The 19,123-nt window shown below is 55.3% G+C and carries 14 protein-coding genes; 5 read left to right on the forward strand and 9 right to left on the reverse strand.

Annotation, left to right across the window (positions count from 1 at the left end):
• Nucleotides 1–5 precede the first annotated feature (5 nt).
• The 9 genes from thrC to C8K63_RS26600 all read right to left on the reverse strand — a co-directional run bounded on the left by thrC (nucleotide 6) and on the right by C8K63_RS26600 (nucleotide 10,951).
• Complete coding sequence (gene thrC / locus C8K63_RS26555; protein ID WP_108219381.1) at nucleotides 6–1,385, reverse strand: threonine synthase; 1,380 nt, start codon at nucleotides 1,383–1,385, stop codon at nucleotides 6–8.
• Nucleotides 1,386–1,401: 16 nt separating this feature from the next.
• Nucleotides 1,402–2,292 carry a LysR substrate-binding domain-containing protein gene (locus C8K63_RS26560; protein WP_108219382.1) on the reverse strand — a complete coding sequence of 297 codons (891 nt, stop codon included), beginning with the start codon at nucleotides 2,290–2,292 and terminating at the stop codon, nucleotides 1,402–1,404.
• 60 nt (nucleotides 2,293–2,352) lie between these two features.
• Nucleotides 2,353–3,783: an amino acid permease gene (locus tag C8K63_RS26565; protein ID WP_108219383.1), complete on the reverse strand. Its 1,431-nt coding sequence runs from the start codon at nucleotides 3,781–3,783 to the stop codon at nucleotides 2,353–2,355.
• 150 nt (nucleotides 3,784–3,933) lie between these two features.
• Nucleotides 3,934–5,211 (reverse strand): cystathionine gamma-synthase family protein, encoded by a 1,278-nt coding sequence (locus tag C8K63_RS26570; protein ID WP_108219384.1) that lies wholly within the window; start codon nucleotides 5,209–5,211, stop codon nucleotides 3,934–3,936.
• 394 nt (nucleotides 5,212–5,605) lie between these two features.
• On the reverse strand, nucleotides 5,606–6,544 hold the full coding sequence (locus C8K63_RS26580; RefSeq protein ID WP_108219385.1) for a carbohydrate kinase: 939 nt from the start codon (nucleotides 6,542–6,544) through the stop codon (nucleotides 5,606–5,608).
• Between the two features lie 69 nt (nucleotides 6,545–6,613).
• The gene (locus C8K63_RS26585) at nucleotides 6,614–7,273 is read right to left on the reverse strand and encodes a nucleoside/nucleotide kinase family protein (RefSeq protein ID WP_108219386.1); all 660 of its coding nucleotides are present in this window, start codon (nucleotides 7,271–7,273) and stop codon (nucleotides 6,614–6,616) included.
• 126 nt (nucleotides 7,274–7,399) lie between these two features.
• The gene (locus tag C8K63_RS26590) at nucleotides 7,400–8,326 is read right to left on the reverse strand and encodes an ABC transporter substrate-binding protein (RefSeq protein WP_108219387.1); all 927 of its coding nucleotides are present in this window, start codon (nucleotides 8,324–8,326) and stop codon (nucleotides 7,400–7,402) included.
• Between the two features lie 46 nt (nucleotides 8,327–8,372).
• Nucleotides 8,373–9,395: a ribose ABC transporter permease gene (locus C8K63_RS26595; protein WP_108219388.1), complete on the reverse strand. Its 1,023-nt coding sequence runs from the start codon at nucleotides 9,393–9,395 to the stop codon at nucleotides 8,373–8,375.
• Complete coding sequence (locus C8K63_RS26600; RefSeq protein ID WP_108219389.1) at nucleotides 9,392–10,951, reverse strand: sugar ABC transporter ATP-binding protein; 1,560 nt, start codon at nucleotides 10,949–10,951, stop codon at nucleotides 9,392–9,394. Before C8K63_RS26600 ends, C8K63_RS26595 begins: the two co-directional genes overlap by 4 nt.
• A 459-nt stretch (nucleotides 10,952–11,410) precedes the next feature.
• Here C8K63_RS26600 and C8K63_RS26605 point away from each other — a divergent pair, with 459 nt between their 5' ends.
• The 5 genes from C8K63_RS26605 (at nucleotide 11,411) to C8K63_RS26625 (ending at nucleotide 19,005) form a co-directional block, all read left to right on the forward strand.
• On the forward strand, nucleotides 11,411–12,415 hold the full coding sequence (locus tag C8K63_RS26605) for a LacI family DNA-binding transcriptional regulator (RefSeq protein ID WP_108219390.1): 1,005 nt from the start codon (nucleotides 11,411–11,413) through the stop codon (nucleotides 12,413–12,415).
• Between the two features lie 299 nt (nucleotides 12,416–12,714).
• Nucleotides 12,715–14,379 carry a glucose-6-phosphate isomerase gene (gene pgi, locus C8K63_RS26610; RefSeq protein WP_108219391.1) on the forward strand — a complete coding sequence of 555 codons (1,665 nt, stop codon included), beginning with the start codon at nucleotides 12,715–12,717 and terminating at the stop codon, nucleotides 14,377–14,379.
• A 276-nt stretch (nucleotides 14,380–14,655) separates the two neighbouring features.
• Entirely contained in the window at nucleotides 14,656–15,882 is a 1,227-nt protein-coding gene (locus C8K63_RS26615) for a carbohydrate porin (protein ID WP_108219392.1), read from the forward strand.
• Nucleotides 15,883–16,376: 494 nt separating this feature from the next.
• Nucleotides 16,377–17,777, forward strand: a complete 1,401-nt coding sequence (gene gabP / locus C8K63_RS26620; RefSeq protein WP_108219393.1) for a GABA permease — start codon at nucleotides 16,377–16,379, stop codon at nucleotides 17,775–17,777.
• A gap of 112 nt (nucleotides 17,778–17,889) precedes the next feature.
• Nucleotides 17,890–19,005 carry a GlxA family transcriptional regulator gene (locus C8K63_RS26625; RefSeq protein WP_108219394.1) on the forward strand — a complete coding sequence of 372 codons (1,116 nt, stop codon included), beginning with the start codon at nucleotides 17,890–17,892 and terminating at the stop codon, nucleotides 19,003–19,005.
• The last annotated feature ends 118 nt before the right edge of the window (nucleotides 19,006–19,123 follow it).

Genomic DNA, 19,123 nt, shown 5'->3' on the forward strand with positions numbered 1-19,123 from the left:
CGCCTTCACAGCGCGCCGAGCCGCTCATGGATGGTGTCGAGGTCCTCCGGTTGAATCCGGTAAACCTGCGCCTGTCCCTGCGTCGCGACCTCAGGGTGCAGCCCCGCCACACTGATGCCCAACTCGCCAAGCAGTGCCGCCGACTTGACCGGTGAGATTTCCCCCAAGGTCACCATTGGCGCCACCAGGCTTCGCCGATACAACCGGGCGGCCAGCACGCCGGTGGCTGTATGCGGGTCGATGACGTATCCCGTGTCGCGATACAGCGAGGTGATTTCCGTCAGCGTCTGCTCATCACTGACTGCGTAGGAGTCGATGATCATCCGCGCCTGCAACCAGAATTCGTTGGCGATGACCATCTCGCCGCTGGACTCGAACCCCTCCATCAGTGCACACACCGCCTGGTCGTCATGCCCGTAGAGCTCCCAAAGGAAGCGTTCCAGATTGGAAAAGATCGACAGGTCCATGGCAGGCGAAAGCGTCTTGTTGGCGCGTGACCTGCTGTAGTGGTTCTTCTGAAACAGCTGATGCAACGCGTCGTTCTGGTTGGTCGCAACAATCATCTGGGTGATCGGCAGGCCCATTTTTTGCGCGATGTAGCCGGCATACACCTCGGCAAAACTCGCCGCCGGCACACTGAAACCGATCGGACGTTGACCACCCCCCAGTTGCAACACCGCGTGGAAGTAAAACACCAGTTGCGCCAACACACTGACCCAGTTACTCGAGTTGAAACTGATCGCCTCGTGCTGCGTATTGGGCCATTCTCGGAACAGCCGGGTGACGATGGTCTGGCACTCGTCGAAGCTGCCATTCACTGCAAACTGATGAACCCTTGGGTGCGCCGCTGCTTGCAGATGCTGGAGTTGGTCCAGGGGTACGCCCTTCTCTGGGTAAAACACCACCACGCAGGTGTCCTCGCAGTGCTTGAACGCCTCGATGGCCGCCAGCCCCGTATCGCCATTGGTGGCACCGATCACCACCCCGCGACGCCCGCGCTTGCGCAGAAAATACGGCACCAGCCGTGCCTGCAACTGCGCGGCAAAATCCTTCGAGGAGCGAGTCGGCCCGTGGAACAACTCCAGCACCCACTCGTTACGATCGACCTGATGCAAGGGCGCCAGGGAACGATGGCGGAATTGACTGCCCGCCTCTTTGAGCAGGCGCTTGAGGTCTGTCTCGGGGATCGCCTCCCCCACGAACGGACTGATCACCCGGTAGGCCAGTTCGTCATAGGGCAAGGTCGACCAGTTGGCGATGTCCTGCGCTTCAAACAGCGGCAGTTCAAGCGGTACGAACAGCCCACCGTCCTCGGCAATGCCCGACAATACGACCTGTTCGAAGTCGACCTGCACGGCCGAATTTCGGGTACTCACATAACGCATGGTTGGCTCCGGTCATTCATTTGAAACGATGTGCCTGCTCGACCAGCCAGGTGGAAAACATCACCGCGTCGGGGTGCTGCTCGGCCCCGGAACCGCGCACTAGGTAAAAAGACTCGCTGGCTTCGATACGCTGGGTAAAGGGTTCGACCAATCGTCCATCCTGAAGCATCTCCTCCACCATCGAGGACCGCGCCAGGGCGATCCCCTGCCCTAACTCGGCCATGCGCAAAGTGGAGATCAATGTGTCGAACTGCATGCCGGTCGAGGAGTCGACGGTGTCCGCACCGACCATGTTCAACCAGTAACCCCAACCCTCTTCATAACCCAGGACATGCAACAGCGGATGGTGCGACACGTCCGCCGGGACCGTCAGCGGTGACTTCGCCATCAGGTCCGGCGAGCAGACCGGGAACAACGTGTCCCAGGTCAGGCGTTGCGACACCAGGCCGGGCCATTGACCGTGGCCCCAGCGAATCTCCATGTCATCCTCCCCGTCCAGTTCCTTGACCCAGATATTGCTGATGTAGCGGATATCGACATGCGGATGCGCCTGGCTAAACCCCGCCAGCTTGGGTGCCAGCCAGTGCACGAAGAACGCCAGGCTGCCACGCACCTTGATCGGCCGACGTTTGTGCTGACCAAAAATCTCGTTGGTCCCCACTGCCAGTCGCGTGATCGCATCCTGCACCACCGGCAGATAAGCCTGGCCTTCCTCGGTCAGCCCCAGGCCACGGGGCAAGCGCTTGAACAGTGCCACTCCAAGATGGCTTTCCAGTTGGCGGATTTGCTGACTGACCGCGCCCTGGGTCAAAAACAGCTCTTGCGCGGCATGGGTGAAGTTCAAACAGCGGGCAGACACCTCGAATGCCCGCAGCCAGTTCAATGGGGGTAGCGTCTTTTGCTTCATGGCTTGAACCTCTTGGACGCCCCCTCCACCGAGCACGCTTGCCCATCCCGTCGACGCTGACTAGAACGCGTCGGACGGTTGTGCCAAGGGGGCAACCGACAAGCGTCGCTCGCGGCTTTTGCGGGTAATGTAATACACGAAATAGCACCAGGCGATGAAGGGCAAACCGAAGTACAACGCCACTCGCTGCTCCGGATCGAACGCAATCCCGACGCACGCCAGACTGCAGCAGACCAGCGCTCCCAACGGCACCCATGGATAACCCCGGACACGGAATTTCAAGTCGCGGATGTCACCGCCGTTGGCCACATAGTGACGGCGGAAAGCAATCTGGCTCGCAGCGATGCTCATCCAGACCACCACCACCGCCAATCCGGAGATCGACACCAGCGCCAGATAGATGGTGTCGGCGGCAAACACGCTGCTGAGCAACGAGGCAGCCCCACCCGCCATGCTGATGATAATCGCGTTGAGCGGCGTGCCCATGCGCGTCAGTGCCGAGAATCGCTTGGGCAGATGACCCTGGTCACTCAGCGTCCAGATCATCCGCGACGCGGCATACAAACCGGAGTTGGCGGCCGACAGCAAGGCACTGATGATCACGAAGTTCATGATGTCTGCCGAATAGGGAATCCCGATGTAGGTGAACACAGTCACGAATGGACTCTCTACCAGGCCGGCCTGCTCTCGAGGCAATAGTGTCGCCAGGACAAAAATGGTCCCTACGAAGAAGATCGCCAGGCGCAGCACGGTCGTGCGGATGGCACGCGGCACGTTGCGCTGCGGGTCCTTGGTTTCCCCGGCGGCAATACCGATCAACTCAGTGCCGGAGAACGCAAAAGACACCGCCAGTAACGTCATGGCTATCGGCATGACTCCGGTAGGAAAAAGCCCTTCACGAGTGAAGTTGCTCAACCCGATACTGTGGCTCTGATCGATGTGCAGCAGACCGAGAATCGCGCCACCGCCAATCATCAAAAACACGATGACGGTCACCACTTTAACCAGAGACAACCAGAACTCGGTCTCAGCGAACAAGCGCACCGAAATCACATTGGTCAGGAACACCAGACCTGCAAACAACGCACTCCAGATCCATACCGGTGTATCCGGGAACCAACGCGCCATCAAGATACCGGCGGCGGTGAATTCAGAACCGATGGCCACCGTCCAGGTCAGCCAATACAGCCAGGCGACGGTATACCCGGTACCAGGCCCCAGAAAGCGGGTGGCATATGTACTGAATGAACCGGTTTCCGGCATCTGTACCGCCAGTTCGCCCAGGCACATCATCACCATGTAAACCATGAGCGCGCCGATGATGTAAGCGATCACCGCGCCCAAGGGACCGGCCTGGTTAACCGTGTACCCGGACGTGAGAAACAGCCCGGTACCGATGACGCCGCCTAATGCCAACATGACAATATGCCGTGTTTGCATTTCTTGTTTAAAACCGGAACGCGAATGAAGTTGTTCTTCTTTTATGGACATGGTTGTTCTCATGAAAGTTATTAGGGCGCGAATTAACGTCTGCGATGACTGACTGGGCAGAGAAAAAACAGATCGCCACTAAGTTTTATTATTATTCCACTTCATGAACGCCCCACTCACATCCTTGCAGTGAGGTTTAACGCTAACGCTTCAGTTTGCAACTTCGGTGCAACTTTCATTGATTGAAAGCTGCGTGTTTGATTGCGCGGGTTCGTTGCCCGCGCCCCTGACAAATGCGAACGCCTGTTTCAGGTCGTCGAGCAGATCGTCGGTGTCTTCGATGCCGACAGAGATCCGCACCAACCCTTCGGAAATACCCAAGGCCAGGCGTTCCTCCAGCGTGTTCTCGACATGGCTGGTGGTGCGGGCCGGACCGTAGATGGTTTCCACCGCACCGAGATTGCCCGCGCAGTGGGCGAATCGCAGTCGTGGCAAGAGTACTTTGACCGTGTCCATGCCGCCCGCCACGACAAAGCTGACGATGGCACCGAAGCCGGACATTTGCGCGCACGCCACCGCATGATTCGGATGGCCGGGCAAACCGGGATAATTGACCGACTCCACCAAAGGTTCGACGCAGAGGTACTCGGCCAGTGCACGGGCACTGCGTTGCTGCTGACGCATGCGCAGCACCAGGGTTTTCATGCCGCGAATGATCATGTAGGCGGAGAACGGGTCGAGTGTCGCTCCGTTGATTTCCCGGTAATGACGCACCTTGGCCATCAGTGATTCACTACCGCACACCAGGCCGCCAAGCACGTCGCCGTGGCCGCTGAGAAACTTGGTCGCACTGTGAATGACCACGTCCACACCCAGCGCCAGCGGGTTCTGATTCAATGGCGTGGCAAAGGTGTTATCCGCCACCACAATGGCACCGACGCGCTTGGCCGCAGCCACCAGACGCTCGATATCGAGTATTTTCAGCGTCGGGTTGGTTGGGGTTTCCAGATACACCAATTGGCAACCTTTGGCGATTTCGCGCTCGATTTCTTCGTGATCGAACGTCTCGCACAACGTCACGTTCACACCGGTGCGCGGCAGGAACTCTTCGAAAATCTTGTTGGTGCCGCCATAGCTGTCCCTGGTCGAGACCACCCGATCGCCATGGGCCAGGAAGGTGTAGAGCACGCTGCTGATCGCCGCCATCCCGCTGCTGAAAGCCACGGCTGATTCGGCCAGTTCCAACTCGCGAATCTTTGCCTCGAGGGTCTCGACTGTCGGGTTGCTCATGCGGCTGTAAATAAAACCAGGCGTCTTGCCCAACGCAACGTCGTACCAGACATCGATGTCGTCATAACCATAGGCGGCACTGACCACGATGGGCGTTTGAGTGGCGTTGTAGGGATGCCTGACCTGCTCCCCGCCCCACACGGCACGGGTTCCCGCACCTGCATTAACAAACCCTGCGTTGTCTGGTTTTTTATTCATAAAGACTACTCGCACTGAGGGTGGCGAATGTTGAGTCACTCACCGGATCTGGCGGCCAATATAGTGAAAAGCAGCGCCGCCGAGAAACGATGTTATCGGTGCCAAAGGGCCGCTTTTTTTAATGGCTGTGATTGCGTGGAGCCAGGTCGATTGCAACCTTTCACCACAAGGCGCAGTGCGGCGGCTGGAGCGAAACGATCTCGTTCACCGCCGGCTTGAGTCGAGCGCCATCGAAATTCGATACACCGATGACGTGAGTTTTTCCTTGATCGCGCGCGACTGCCAAAACCCCGGCATCAACGGTGAGTGCAAAGTTTTCCCGTGTTGATATCCGGCACGGAGGCGGCGCGATCAGGCTAGAGTGCAGTGCCGACGAAACAATCCTGACCAGATATCAATGCAACTGATGCCGAAAAGGTAAGTCCGGCCCGTTTTTACCGCAGGTCAGGGCCGCGGCGCTGACGGCAAAGTCGAGCATTGCGTCGATCTGTTCACGGCTCAAGCGTTGCAAGCCCTCCACCGAATCCAGTTGCTGCTCAGTCAGCCAAGCAATCAATGCCGCCTGGAAGGTGTCGCCGGCGCCTACGGTATCGACCATCACCACGGCTCGGGCCGGTACCGACCAAGTGCCATGACGGCGGCTGAAAACTGTCGCGCCCTGACCGCCACGGGTGAGGAATACCAGTTGGCAGCGGTGCTCCAGCCAGCCCTCGATCACGCTCTGCGGATCACGCTCGGGGTAGAGTAGGTTCAGGTCTTCGTCACTGACCTTGATCAGATCGGCATGTTCGACCAGAGCGCCGATACGTTCGCGCCACAATTCGATATTCGGCTCTGGGTTGAGTCGCACGTTGGGGTCGAGGCTGATCAGGCGTTTGCCACTTTCCCGGCGGACCAGAGCCAATAGGGTATCGGCAATCGGCTGCACCACCAACGAGAACGAGCCGATATGCAACCCTCGCACCTCAGCGCCCAACTCAGGCAAATGCCCCGGTAACAGCTGACGATCAGCGCAGCCTTCGCCGCGAAAGCTGTAATGCGGCGAGCCATCGGCACCAACGGCGACCATGGCAAGGGTGGTCGGTGCGTCGAAGTCCTGAAGGAAATCCAAACGCACGCCCTCGTCCTGCAACACGTGCTGTAAACGCCGACCCAGATAGTCGGTGGACAACCCGGCAAACAGCGCCACATCGATGCCCAGCCGCCGCAGCCCGACGGCGACGTTGAATGGTGAACCGCCGGAAATGGCCTTGTAGTTTATTTTTGAAGCTTGAGCTCCGGGGTCGTTTTCACTAAAAAAATCGAACAGCGCTTCGCCACATACCAGATACATAGTCGTTTGCTCTTTAATGGTTCGCTACAGATTGTCGATAGGCAGCCACGCCGGCTGCGACACGCTCGTTCAAGGAGAAGCAGCAGGTTCTTCATCTGTGATCGTGAAGTCAGCTCTACTGCTGGCCAACATCACAAATTCGGCATTCGGAAGGTCGTTGCAATGAACTTTTTCATAGGCAGTAGACTCATCGAACCCGAAGGATCGCCATCGATCAAGCAGTCGCGTCTCCAGGGTTTTACGGTCAACCTGCAGCATAATGGTGGTGTCAAAACAGTCCCTTAAGGACGACCATGGGGCAAGATTCAATAGAAGGTAGTTTCCTTCTACGATGAGATATTTCACGTCAGAGGAAACCAACCGTCCTGCGGCACGGGATATCTCCAGGTTACGATCGAATACTGGAACGGCAACCGTTGGCTCGTTGTTCGCACGAAGCCGCAGCAGCAGACTCCTGAAGCCACCCACATCGAATGTATCGGGGGAGCCCTTACGGTCTAAAAGGTTCAAGGACCCAAGAACCGCGTCATCGTAATGAAAGCCATCCCCGGGAATGACCGCTGCACTCCCCGGCTTAATACTATTAAGGGCCTCTACCAAGGCCTCCGAGACGGTGGACTTACCGGCACCAGGTGGCCCCGCTAGCGCAACGACAATTCGATGACCAGGCAGAGCCTTGACGTAGTCAAGTAGCTCTATGCTTACTATTGTGTTTGCGTTGGAAAACATGCCAGGGCCATCGAAAGATCATTAAATTCAGGCTGTTCGGCTACTGCGAGCACCTCGCAGCAGCCATTACCCGCATTCCAGATGTGGCTGGATACCCCTATGCCACCTGACTAAACCGCCTATTAGTCATTGGTCAGCTTGCCAACCTTTGTACTCCATAACATTAGCTCGGGTTACAAGTGAGGGTTGAAGCAGTACCGTTGTGCTCTCCAGGGATTTTCCATTCAGCAGGTCGTTACCCATCGTTACGGCCTGTTGTGCCTGGCCCCAAGGGGACTGAGAGGCAGAAGCCTGGATCTGTGTATCGCTTTTGAGTGCTGTCTCTATATCGGGAGCCCCATCCACCGATGCGATAATGATGCCTTTACGCTTGAGTTGTTTTGCTGCCAGGTCTGCACCTATAGCTTGGGGATCATTGATAGCGAACACCGCATCGATTTTTGCAAAGCGAGTCAGGTCGCCTTGCATCACGCTGTAGCCACCTTCTCGCGAGCCTTTGGCATCCTGATTATCGGACAGTACCTTGATATCGGGTGCCTGTGCGAAAACACTCTTGCACCCATTGACGCGATCCAGGACTGCTGAAGTCTGCGTACCATTCTGGATAATAACGTTACCCTTGCCACCCAGCTGCTCGGCAATGTACTGACAGACTATCTTGCCGGCTTCAACGTTATCTGTCTGTACCGTGGCGTTGGCACCCTGCACCATGACATCAACCCCCACAACCACTATGCCGGCCTTTCTGGCTTTGGCAATCGCAGGTGCAATCGCTACAGGGTCGACGGCATTGACAAGAATCAGGTTTACGCCCGACGAAATGAAGTTATCAATCTGGGTGAACTGCTTGTTTAGATCGTAGTCGGCCGAGACTGAGGTGAACTTTGCGGCGGGGTTGATCTGCAATGCCTGCGCTTTGGCGCCATTTACCATCGCTACGAAATACGGATTTCCCAGCGAGCCAACGGTTATCCCGACGGATTTCAATTCTTGCGCCTGAGCGGTATTAAATGCCAGGAGTGCACAAGCAGCGGCCAATATTGTTTTTTTCATGAGCACAGTCTCTTATTGTTGGAGTATTAGAGGAGTTTTATAGCGTTCAGGTTCGTGCGCCGGTCTGCCGAAAACGATCGAGTGCTACCGCCCCGATGATGACGACACCCTTGATGATGTATTGCCAGATATCCGAAACGCCCAGCAATATCAGACCGTTGGAAAGTGTCGCGATGATCAGGGCGCCAATCAGCGTACCGACGATGGTGCCGACGCCGCCGGTGAAACGTGTGCCACCCAGGATGACGGCGGCGATAGCGTCGAGTTCATAGGACTGGCCCATTTGCAGACCGTTGGCCGCCATCAAACGAGCGGAAGTCATGATGGCCCCCACACCTGCCAGCAAACCGGATATGGCGTAAACGAAGAGCAAGACTTTCCAGACCTTGATTCCCGATAACCGCGCGGCCTCAGGATTGCCACCCACTGCGTAAATCTGTACGCCTAAAACCGTCCGACGAAGAATGAGCCACGAAAGAGTCACCACTACCAGCGCGATGACAACCAGCCATGGCACCCCGAACAACGTATCGTTGCCAATGAAGGCAAATGACAAGTCGGGGTTGAACACCGTTTTGTCTTCGCCGATGAGGCGTGCGATCCCACGCATCGCCGTCAATCCGCCCAGTGTGACGATAAACGCAGGCAGCTTGCCAAAAGCGACCAATACGCCATTGACGAGCCCGAGCAACAGGCCGATTCCAAGCCCCGCAGGGATGGCCAGAGAGGACAATCCGGGAACTTGCGATATCAACAGCGCCACTACCGCGGAAACAGCCAGGATCGAACCCACGGAAAGGTCGATGCCCCCGGTCAAAATCACGAAAGTCAGGCCGGATGCCAATACCACATTGATAGAGGCTTGTTGGCTGATGATCGAGAAGTTCTGCGCCGAGAAGAAGTTGTCGCTCATCAGGCTGAAGCCCACACACAGGAGCAACAATACGGGGAGCATGCCCGCTACCCTCATCAGTTGGCGCATTTTTTCCTGTGCGCCAGGTCCGGCAATGTTCCGCGCATTGGGTGTGATGAAGTCACTTGCTGCTTTGCGTTGCAGTGGGGAAGTCATTGAACTAAGTCTCCGTTGGCTAGAGTCAAGCTGTCGCTGCCTGTGGCAAACGCGATAATGGTTTCGGGTGTGATATCAACACCGCTGCGGCCACCGAGTTCGGCGACAAGTTTCCCTTCACACATGACCAATACACGGTCAGCGATTCCAACAATCTCTGGCAGTTCACTTGAAATCATCACGACACAAACGCCGGAGGCGGCCAATGCATTGATTATTTTATATATCTCTGTTTTGGCTCCAATATCGACACCCGAGGTGGGTTCGTCCAGGAACAGCACTTTGGGCTTCATCTCAAGCAGACGAGCCAGCAAAACCTTTTGTTGGTTGCCTCCAGACAGCGCGCCGACATTGATGTCTGGAGATGCTTTGATATTGAGTGCCTGAATGGCTTGTTCGGTGCGTCCGGTTCCAGCCGTCCGGTCCACAAAACCCGTCAATGAAGCATCATTTCCCAATACACAAACATTGATATTGTCGTGGACACTCATATCGAGAAAGAGGCCCAAGGCTTTACGGTCTTCTGTCAGATAGGCGATACCTGCATTGCCTGCATCGCGAGGGGAGCGTATGGCTACAACTTCGCCGTCCAGTTCAATGTGTCCACCCGAGTATGCATCGACACCTGCAATTAATCGGGCAAGTTCTGTTCTCCCTGAGCCCACCAGCCCTGCAATCCCGAGAATTTCGCCGGCATACAGATCAAAACTGCAATCTCGAATTTTTAAACCATCAGTCAGGTGGCGGACACGTAGTACCGGTTGCTCGTAAGAACACGTAGCACGCTCATGGGCATAGAAACCGGAAACATCGCGACCCACCATCATCCGGACCAGGGTTTCAGCCGATAGCGTGCCACGGTCCAGCGAACCCACGTAACGGCCGTCCCGGAGCACCGAAACGAAATCGGACAATGCGTATATCTCAGCCATTCGATGGCTGATATAGATGATTGCGACACCGTCATCACGTAACTGGCGAATCAACGCAAATAGACTTTCCGTCTCTTTTGAAGACAGCGGCGTTGTAGGCTCATCCATCACCAGGATTCGCGTATCGGCATGAATTGCACGGGCAATTTCAACAAGTTGTTGGTCGGCGATCGACAATGTACCGACCAGCGCGTGTGGATCAAATGTGACGCCAAGTCGCTTTAGTACAACCTGCGCGCCTTCGGTCATTGCCTTGTGGTTTACAACCCCACATCGACGAATTTCTCTACCCAGGTAGATGTTCTCGACCACGCTCATATTCGCGCACAAGCTGAGCTCTTGATAGATAACTGAAATGCCATGGCACTTCGCATCGTTCAGGCCATAGTTTCGAATATCACATCCATCGATTCGGATAGTGCCACTGTCGGCTATATAGGCTCCCGACAGGATTTTCATCAGAGTGGATTTTCCGGCGCCGTTTTCGCCCATTAGCGCGTGGATTTGTCCGGGAAAAATACTAAGGTCGATGTCATGCAACACGCGTACGCCATTGAATGACTTGGAGATGGAACGCATTTCCAATAGAGCAGGAGGAGGACTTTCAGATCCAGTACTGAGCATAGCGGTTGACTCCTTATCTGCCGATTTGAGAAGCAGTGAAACCTCTCATCGGTGTTCTTGTTCGACAAACATAGTGCAAAGGAAAGCGCTTGCGCAAGCGCTTTCCTTTGCTCGGGAGGGAAATTGAAAGACTTAGGAAAGCGCTTGCGCAAGCGCTTTCGTGTCGGCTATGCTTTTTTCGACAGCGTCCCTGCGTCCCGTTAACGGTCCGCTACGTGGTCGTAAAAATAATAAAAAAGGAGTGCCCGGCTATGCTGCATAGCGGATTCCATCGTCTCGCCTCACCCGCTATCGGTGCGCAGCGCACCTCGCTGGGTCTTCCTCGATATTGCGCGCCTGTCCTTGCACCGATTCCTGGAGCTTGCGACACATTTTCTCGTCGTGAGCTTTACAATGGCTTACTGCCGGGCATGGTCCCGGCGCTATCCATGAATTCACGTGAGAAAGGAGTGGTACACAGTGGGCGCAAAGATGAGTGATGTCGCGCGGGCCGCAAACGTATCAATGTCTACGGTATCCCATGTACTCAACGGTACTCGCAAAGTACATCCGGACACCGTTCGTAGCGTGAATCAGGCTGTAGAGTCCGTGGGCTATATTCGAAACTCGCTCGCTCGGTCTCTGGCACGCTCCTCTTCAGGTGCTATAGGGGTAGCGATTGCTACTCTGTCGAACTATTACTTCAGTGAAACAGTACGTGCCATCGAAGCGGCCTGTGCGAAAAGCGGCTTGATGATGATTCTGGTCAATACGCAAAAAGATCCTGAACAAGAGCTTAAAGCGATCAAAGCGCTGCATGAAAGACGGGTTGACGGCATTGTACTGGCCTCGGAATATGATCCAGAAAATAGAGTATTTAATTACTTAAAGGCCAACAAAATACCCACGGTTCTCATCGACCGACTTCTGTCGACGTCTTTCGATCAGGTGGGGGTAGAGAATAAGCAATCCTCTCAAGAGTTGATTGCACACTTGATTAAACTTGGACATCGGCGTATCGGGATGGTCTCGGGACGATTGACCCAGTCTTCTTCTCTTGAACGAATTGACGGTTACCGTGCGGCCTTGGCTGACGCAGGCATTGCCTACGATGAGCAATTGGTTTGCTGTGGTGAATCGGCGATTGCGCCGGCCATGGAAGCGACTCGCCGTTTATTGGCGCTGGAGCAGCCGCCGACCGCCATCATGACTGCCAACAACCTGATGACCATTGGTGCTATGCAGGCTCTGCGTGCAGCAGGGCTTGAAGTGCCGAAGGACATCGCGCTGGTCGGCTTTGACGATTTCGATTGGGCGGATGCTTTTAGCCCCCGACTGACCGTTATGGCGCAACCTCTCGAGGAACTTGGAGCACAGGCGGTGAAGCTTCTATTGAAGCGTATCAAGCAACCGGAAGGACGACGCCAGACGCTTCGATTGAAACCCTCTTTAATTCAGCGAGACTCTTGCGGCTTTCCCAAATAATAGTACTCAGGCATTTATCCTGATGATCTGGCGGTTGCGGACGTGAATTATTGCAATTGTTTTTCCAAGTCCAGCCGCCTGAGTAACTTTTAAACTGAACGATCAGTAGCTCGTTTTTATTTGTCGTGCATGTTTGCATGGGCGCGCCGATCTGGTGGACGCAGTCCGATAAAGGGTAGTCACTAAAACTGTAGCGCGTATCGCTGCTGGGTACTTGTGCGTTCGCGAAAGCAAAAAACCTCCACATTAGAATCGTTGGTTCAGACGGCGCAGGCCGTATTGGCAAAGAGGGACTGGGCATGAATAACTACAACAAAACGAGTGATGTGACGGCGTTGCCGGCATGGCGCAAGTTGCTCGAACACCGTGAGAGCATGGACAACTTCAGTATGCGCGATGCCTTTCGAGATGACAGTAAACGCTTTCAAGACTTTTCCTTGGCGGGCTGCGGGCTGTTTCTGGATTACTCCAAAAACCTGATCACTCACGAGACGCGTTCATTGCTTGTAAACCTTGCTCGCGAGGCTGGCGTGGAACAGGCCGCGCATGCCATGTTCAGTGGAGAAAAAATCAACTGTTCCGAGGGGCGTCCTGTGCTGCATACCGCACTGCGGCGACCAGTGGGGGAACCCTTGATGGTCGATGGCCGCAACTTGATGCGCGATGTGCATGGTGCTCTGGCGCAGATGACTGACGTTGTGAGTCGTATCCATAGTCATCTTTGGCGTGGTTACAACGATAAGGTCATCACTGATGTCGTAAACATTGGTATTGGTGGCTCATTTCTGGGCCCGGAGCTTGTCTCTGAAGCACTCGCGCCTTTCGCTCGGCATGGGGTGCGGTGCCATTACCTGGCTAACATCGACGGCAATGAGTTCCGAGAGGTTACTGCCGATCTGAACGTAGAAACAACGCTGTTCATCATCTCCAGCAAAACCTTCGGTACCCTTGAAACGTTGAAGAACGCGCAAGCTTGTAGAAGCTGGTACCTGGCCAAGGGCGGGACGGAAGAGAAGCTATATCGCCACTTCATTGCGGTGACGAGTAATCGTCAAGCCGCGCTGGATTTCGGCATCCGTGAAGCAAACATTTTTCCTATGTGGGACTGGGTCGGTGGCCGTTACTCACTATGGTCGGCAATTGGCCTGCCGATTGCTCTGGCCATTGGCATCGCCAACTTTAAGGAACTGCTGTCCGGCGCGTACGCTATGGATCAACATTTTCTGAATGAACCATTGGAACAGAACCTTCCCGTTCTTTTAGCGGTACTTGGCGTTTGGTATCACAACTTTTGGGGTGCGCAAAGCTATGCGTTCTTGCCCTACGACCATAATCTGCGCAACTTCGTGAAACATCTGCAGCAAATGGACATGGAGTCCAATGGCAAAAGTGTTCGTCATGACGGCACGTCAGTTTCCTACACCACTGGCCCGGTAATCTGGGGTGGCGTGGGATGTAACGGACAGCACGCTTACCACCAGTTGTTGCATCAAGGGACGCCTCTAATTCCAGCTGACTTCATTGTGCCTGTGGTCAGCCACAACCCAGTGGCTGACCATCAGGAATGGCTGTACGCCAATTGCTTGTCTCAAAGCCAAGCGCTGATGCGAGGCAAAAACCGCGCTGAAGCTGAGGCAGAGCTAAAAGCCAAAGGCCTTTCATCCAGTGAGATCGAACGACTGGCGCCGCATAAGGTGATCCCCGGCAACCGGCCAAGCAATACAGTTGCTCTTGAGATCATCAATCCACATAGCCTTGGGGCGCTGATCGCCCTTTATGAACACAAGGTCTTTGTCCAGGGTGTCATTTGGGGAGTCAATTCGTTTGATCAATGGGGCGTGGAGCTGGGCAAGGAGCTAGGCAACAGCGTCTACAACCTTCTGACTCGCTATGACGCGGAACCGGCAGATGATTCCTCGACGCAGGGCCTTATAGATTTCTTCCGAGGACGTCATCGTGGTTAAGGTAGTTTGGGCTTCCAAGTGCGTGGCCTGAAAATACATTCCAAAGGCTAAAACTTAAGGAGGGCTAACTAACTCATTGGTTAAGTAATCGCTTGCTTACCCTCGTCACTCCGCCTGGCACTGCATGGATTTTTCTCATGCTTTGGCTCAGGCGATACGGTGCGTTCTCTATTCGATTTAACTTATTTCCCGTTCGGGAACTTGTGTGTGGAGCTAGCGTGCTAGCTCGCGTTATTGACCTTGTCCAATAAATATAAAAAACAAAAGGTGTCATGAATGAACGTTAAAACTCTCAGCGCAGTTCTGGGTGCGTCTCTTGCTGCCGGTTTTCTGCCCATTGATGCGTATTCAACAGAGTTCAGTGGTTACTACAGAACCGGGGTAGGAAATTCGACTCAAGGAGGGACACAGTCGTGTTTTCAGCTACCGGGCGCGCAGTCCAAATATCGCCTTGGCAACGAATGTGAGCAGTATATGGAGCTGGATTTGCGCCAGGATCTGCTTTCACTGGACGACGGCTCAATGCTTAGCGTTGAAGGCATGGCACAGTTTAACAACGAGTATGGCCATAGCCCCAAATTTGACGGAGAGCACGGCTATACGCGGATGAGTCAGCTCTACGCAGAGTGGAGCAAGTTGCCGGCATTGAATGGCGGTTCTTTCTGGGCGGGCCGTCGTTACTACAACCGAAACGACATCAATATTTCCGACTACTTCTACTGGAACCAAAGCTCAACGGGCTTTGGGTTCGACCAGGTCGCATTGGGGGATCTGAAATACAGCTACGTGCTGTCACGCAAGGACAACGTCTTCCAAAAGGATTTTGTTACCCGGCATGATGTGACCGTCAGCGGATTCAACACAAATCCCGGTGGCGAAGTTCAGCTGGGCGTCAGTTATCTGGACAAGCCGAGCCGTGAGGATGCTCATCAGGGCTGGTCGGTGGTTGCCCAGCACAAGCAGGTCGCGTTTCTGGGCGGAGTCAACAAGTTCGCTGTTCAATACGGCCGAGGGCCGGGCACCGCATTGGGCTATACCGGTGATACCACGCTGGATGAGAGCAACAAGAGCTGGCGGCTCGTGGAGTTTTTCGATTGGCAATTGACTCATGCTTTCAGTGGTCAAGTTGAACTGGTCTATCAAAAAGACACTCGCCCTGGAGGGGATGATCAGAACTGGTTATCCATTGGTGTTCGGCCAATTTATGCGTTCACGGATCAGTTCAAGCTGATCACCGAGGTTGGGCGCGACCAGGTTGAAGCCGCAGACGGTACCCGAAAACTCACTAAGTACACTATCGCGCCGACTTGGTCACCGAACGGCCCGGGATTCTGGGACAGGCCGGAATTTCGTCTGTATTACACCTACGCTACCTGGAACAAGGCTGCGCAACGCGCCGCCAGCTTGCAATCTCCGGGATCGGCTCTGTCTGATACCGGTGCGTTTGGTACAGACTTGCAAGGCTCCAACGTAGGGGTTCAGATCGAGTATTGGTGGAAATAAACGCCCTTGTTGACGCCGATGCCGAATTGAACCACGTGCCGACGCAAGATCGACCCACCTCTAAATCAGCTCAATTCCAGCACAGGCAACGGTTTGTGAGGAATCAGACTGGGTCGGTGACATCTCGGCAACTGGGTATATTCGGCATCGGCGCCAACACCAGGATCGACGCTACTTTATTAAAGGAACTCTCAACGAACCGGAGATGATTGCCTTTGGCCACTTAGTGACTGACTGGTTTTAACCGTGAACACAATGTATTCGTGTGTCGATATCAGACACGGAGGTGGCGTGATCAGGTAATTGAATAATCGGACAAGCCGGGTAAGGTGGCGCATCTTTTTATCGAGATAACCACATCGCGATGATGGGTTTGATAAGAACTGCAGCGTTTGAAGGGTGCCTCCTTCAGGAAGCCCGGCAGGCAACAATGATGATGATCTGTTGCCCCTATCAATTCGCTTAAATGTCGATCAGTAGAGAAAAAAAAAACAATGATTAGCCCGAACTCCAAGGATTCGAGTGGCCAATTGGCGCAGGGCTTCAAGCCTCGTCACGTCACCATGCTGTCAATCGCCGGAATCATCGGCGCCGGTTTGTTCGTTGGCTCAGGACATGCCATTGCAGCGGCTGGCCCAGCGGTCCTCCTGGCCTATCTATTCTCAGGCTTGCTCGTCGTTCTGGTCATGCGCATGCTCGGTGAAATGGCGGTGGCCAACCCGGACACCGGCTCGTTCTCCACCTATGCCGACCAGGCAATAGGTCGTTGGGCAGGCTTCACCATCGGTTGGCTGTACTGGTGGTTCTGGGTGCTGGTGATCCCTATTGAAGCACTGGCCGCCGGCCATGTGTTGAACCAGTGGTTTCCCCAGATCGATGCCTGGCTGTTCGCCCTGGTGTCGATCATTGCGTTGGTGATCACCAATCTGTTCAGTGTCTCCAAGTACGGCGAATTCGAATTCTGGTTCGCCATGGCCAAGGTGGTGGCGATCATCGGTTTCATCGGCGTGGGTTTTGCCGTGCTGATGGGTTGGGTGCCCGATCGGGAAGTCAGCGGATTGAGCGGACTGATGGCCGAACACGGCGGGTTCGCCCCCAACGGCTTGTCAGCGGTAGTCGGCGCCTTCATCACCATCATGTTCAGCTTCATCGGCACCGAGGCAGTCACCATCGCCGCCGCCGAATCCGACAACCCGTCGCAGAACATTGCCAAGGCCACGCGTTCGGTGATTTGGCGCATCGGTGTGTTCTACCTGTTGTCGATTTTCGTGGTCATCTCCGTGGTGCCCTGGAACGATCCGCTGTTGGCCTCGGTAGGTTCTTATCAGCGGGCCCTGGAAATCATGAACATTCCCCACGCCAAGTTCATGGTGGACGTAGTAGTACTGATCGCCGTGGCCAGCTGCATGAACTCCTCGATCTACATTGCCTCGCGCATGCTGTACTCGCTGGGCCGTCGTGGCGATGCGCCGAAGGCGCTGAAGGCGACCTCCTCCGAGGGCGTGCCGCGGGCAGCAGTCATCGCCAGCACCGTGCTGGGCGCAGCGATCACCGTGTGGAGCTACTTCATGCCCGCCGGGCTGTTTGACTTCCTGCTGGCCAGCTCCGGTGCGATTGCCTTGCTGGTGTACCTGGCCATTGCGGTGTCGCAGCTGCGTATGCGCCGGATGCTGCGTCGGCAGAATGTCGAACTGGCCTTTCGCATGTGGCTGTTCCCTTGGCTCACATGGCTGGTGATCGCGTTCATTTGCGCAGCGTTGGCGGTCATGATGATCACCCCGGAACACCGTAGCGAAGTGAGCTCGACCATTGGGCTGGCGCTGGCGATTTCCTTTATCGGTCTGGTGACATCGCGTCAGCCTGCGCGGGATGCAAGGGCGACGTCGGTGGGATAAACCCAGGGAGGTAATTGCGCCGAACCTGATACCCCCCGCGCGCCAAGGCTGGGGGTATTACAAGCTCCTGTGTCTCAGTCCGTAATCGCTCTTTGTGAGGGCATGACCCCCGATGTCATCGAAATCCACCGTGTCCGACAGTACCCCTACAAAATCAGTTGGTTTTCTGCTACTGGACAAGTTCACGTTGATTTCCCTGGCGTCAGCCGTAGAGCCCCTGCGCATGGCCAATCAGTTGTCGGGACAACAGCTGTATCGCTGGCATACGTTCAGCCCCGGTGGTGAGCCTGTCTGGGCCAGTGATGGCGTGCCGATCACCCCGGATGCTTCGTGGAGCAATCCATTGGTGGTGGACACTGTAATCGTGTGCGGCGGCGTTGGAATCCAGAGCGTGATTACCCGCGAGCACATTACCTGGCTGCAAGCCCTGGCGCGTCAATCCAGACGGCTGGGAGGCGTGTGCACGGGCAGTTGGGCACTGGCCAAAGCCGGGCTGCTCGACGGTTATGAGTGCAGTGTGCACTGGGAGTTTCTGGCCGCCATGCAGGAAGCTTTTCCGCGAGTCAGCGTCAGTTCGAGTCTGTTCACCCTCGACCGAAACCGCTTCACAAGCTCCGGCGGAACGGCCCCTATGGACATGATGTTGCACCTGATCGGTCGCGATCATGGTCGTGAGTTATCGGCTGCCATCTCTGAGATGTTTGTCTACGAGCGCATCCGCAACGAACAGGACCATCAGCGCGTGCCGCTCAAGCACGTGCTGGGAACTCACCAGCCCAAGCTGCAGGAGATCGTTGCGTTGATGGAGGCCAACCTCGAGGAACCGCTCGACCTGGATAACCTTGCGCAATACGTTGATCTGTCACGTCGACAGCTAGAGCGGCTATTTCAGAAATACCTTCACTGTACGCCGTCACGCTACTACATGAGGTTACGTCTTGTTCGAGCGCGACAACTGCTCAAGCAAACATCATTGTCGATCATTGAGTTGGCGTATGTATGCGGTTTCGTGTCCACACCCCACTTTTCCAAATGCTATCGCGAGTACTTTGGTGTTCCACCCAGCGACGAGCGTTCCGGCTCTGAAATGAGTCGCAAACCGGCAACGCTCGCGACTACGCCGCAGTCATCGACCAGACCGCTGACAGCGCTCGACCAGGCTCGAAACGAATCGACTTTTGCCAGTGTTCGAATGATTGATCGTTCCGATTTGGCGCAATCGTGCTGATCGGCCGTCCTTGCCACCCCATTCATCCGTAGTGCCTGGGTTTACTCAACAAGATCACGCAGGAGATTTGACGTGCACATTGGTGTTCCTCTCGAAACCCAGACCGGTGAAACACGGG

The organism is Pseudomonas sp. GV085, from assembly GCF_003050925.1.
In the GTDB taxonomy this organism is placed as follows: domain Bacteria; phylum Pseudomonadota; class Gammaproteobacteria; order Pseudomonadales; family Pseudomonadaceae; genus Aquipseudomonas.

Coding starts and splice junctions, on each gene's coding strand:
- gabP (WP_108219393.1), top strand. CDS start 16,377: ATGATTAGCCCGAACTCCAAGGATTCGAGTGGCCAATTGGCGCAGGGC.
- C8K63_RS26560 (WP_108219382.1), bottom strand. CDS start 2,292: ATGAAGCAAAAGACGCTACCCCCATTGAACTGGCTGCGGGCATTCGAG.
- C8K63_RS26600 (WP_108219389.1), bottom strand. CDS start 10,951: ATGCTCAGTACTGGATCTGAAAGTCCTCCTCCTGCTCTATTGGAAATG.
- C8K63_RS26585 (WP_108219386.1), bottom strand. CDS start 7,273: ATGTTTTCCAACGCAAACACAATAGTAAGCATAGAGCTACTTGACTAC.
- C8K63_RS26580 (WP_108219385.1), bottom strand. CDS start 6,544: ATGTATCTGGTATGTGGCGAAGCGCTGTTCGATTTTTTTAGTGAAAAC.
- pgi (WP_108219391.1), top strand. CDS start 12,715: ATGAATAACTACAACAAAACGAGTGATGTGACGGCGTTGCCGGCATGG.
- C8K63_RS26570 (WP_108219384.1), bottom strand. CDS start 5,211: ATGAATAAAAAACCAGACAACGCAGGGTTTGTTAATGCAGGTGCGGGA.
- thrC (WP_108219381.1), bottom strand. CDS start 1,385: ATGCGTTATGTGAGTACCCGAAATTCGGCCGTGCAGGTCGACTTCGAA.
- C8K63_RS26625 (WP_108219394.1), top strand. CDS start 17,890: ATGTCATCGAAATCCACCGTGTCCGACAGTACCCCTACAAAATCAGTT.
- C8K63_RS26590 (WP_108219387.1), bottom strand. CDS start 8,326: ATGAAAAAAACAATATTGGCCGCTGCTTGTGCACTCCTGGCATTTAAT.
- C8K63_RS26565 (WP_108219383.1), bottom strand. CDS start 3,783: ATGTCCATAAAAGAAGAACAACTTCATTCGCGTTCCGGTTTTAAACAA.
- C8K63_RS26615 (WP_108219392.1), top strand. CDS start 14,656: ATGAACGTTAAAACTCTCAGCGCAGTTCTGGGTGCGTCTCTTGCTGCC.
- C8K63_RS26595 (WP_108219388.1), bottom strand. CDS start 9,395: ATGACTTCCCCACTGCAACGCAAAGCAGCAAGTGACTTCATCACACCC.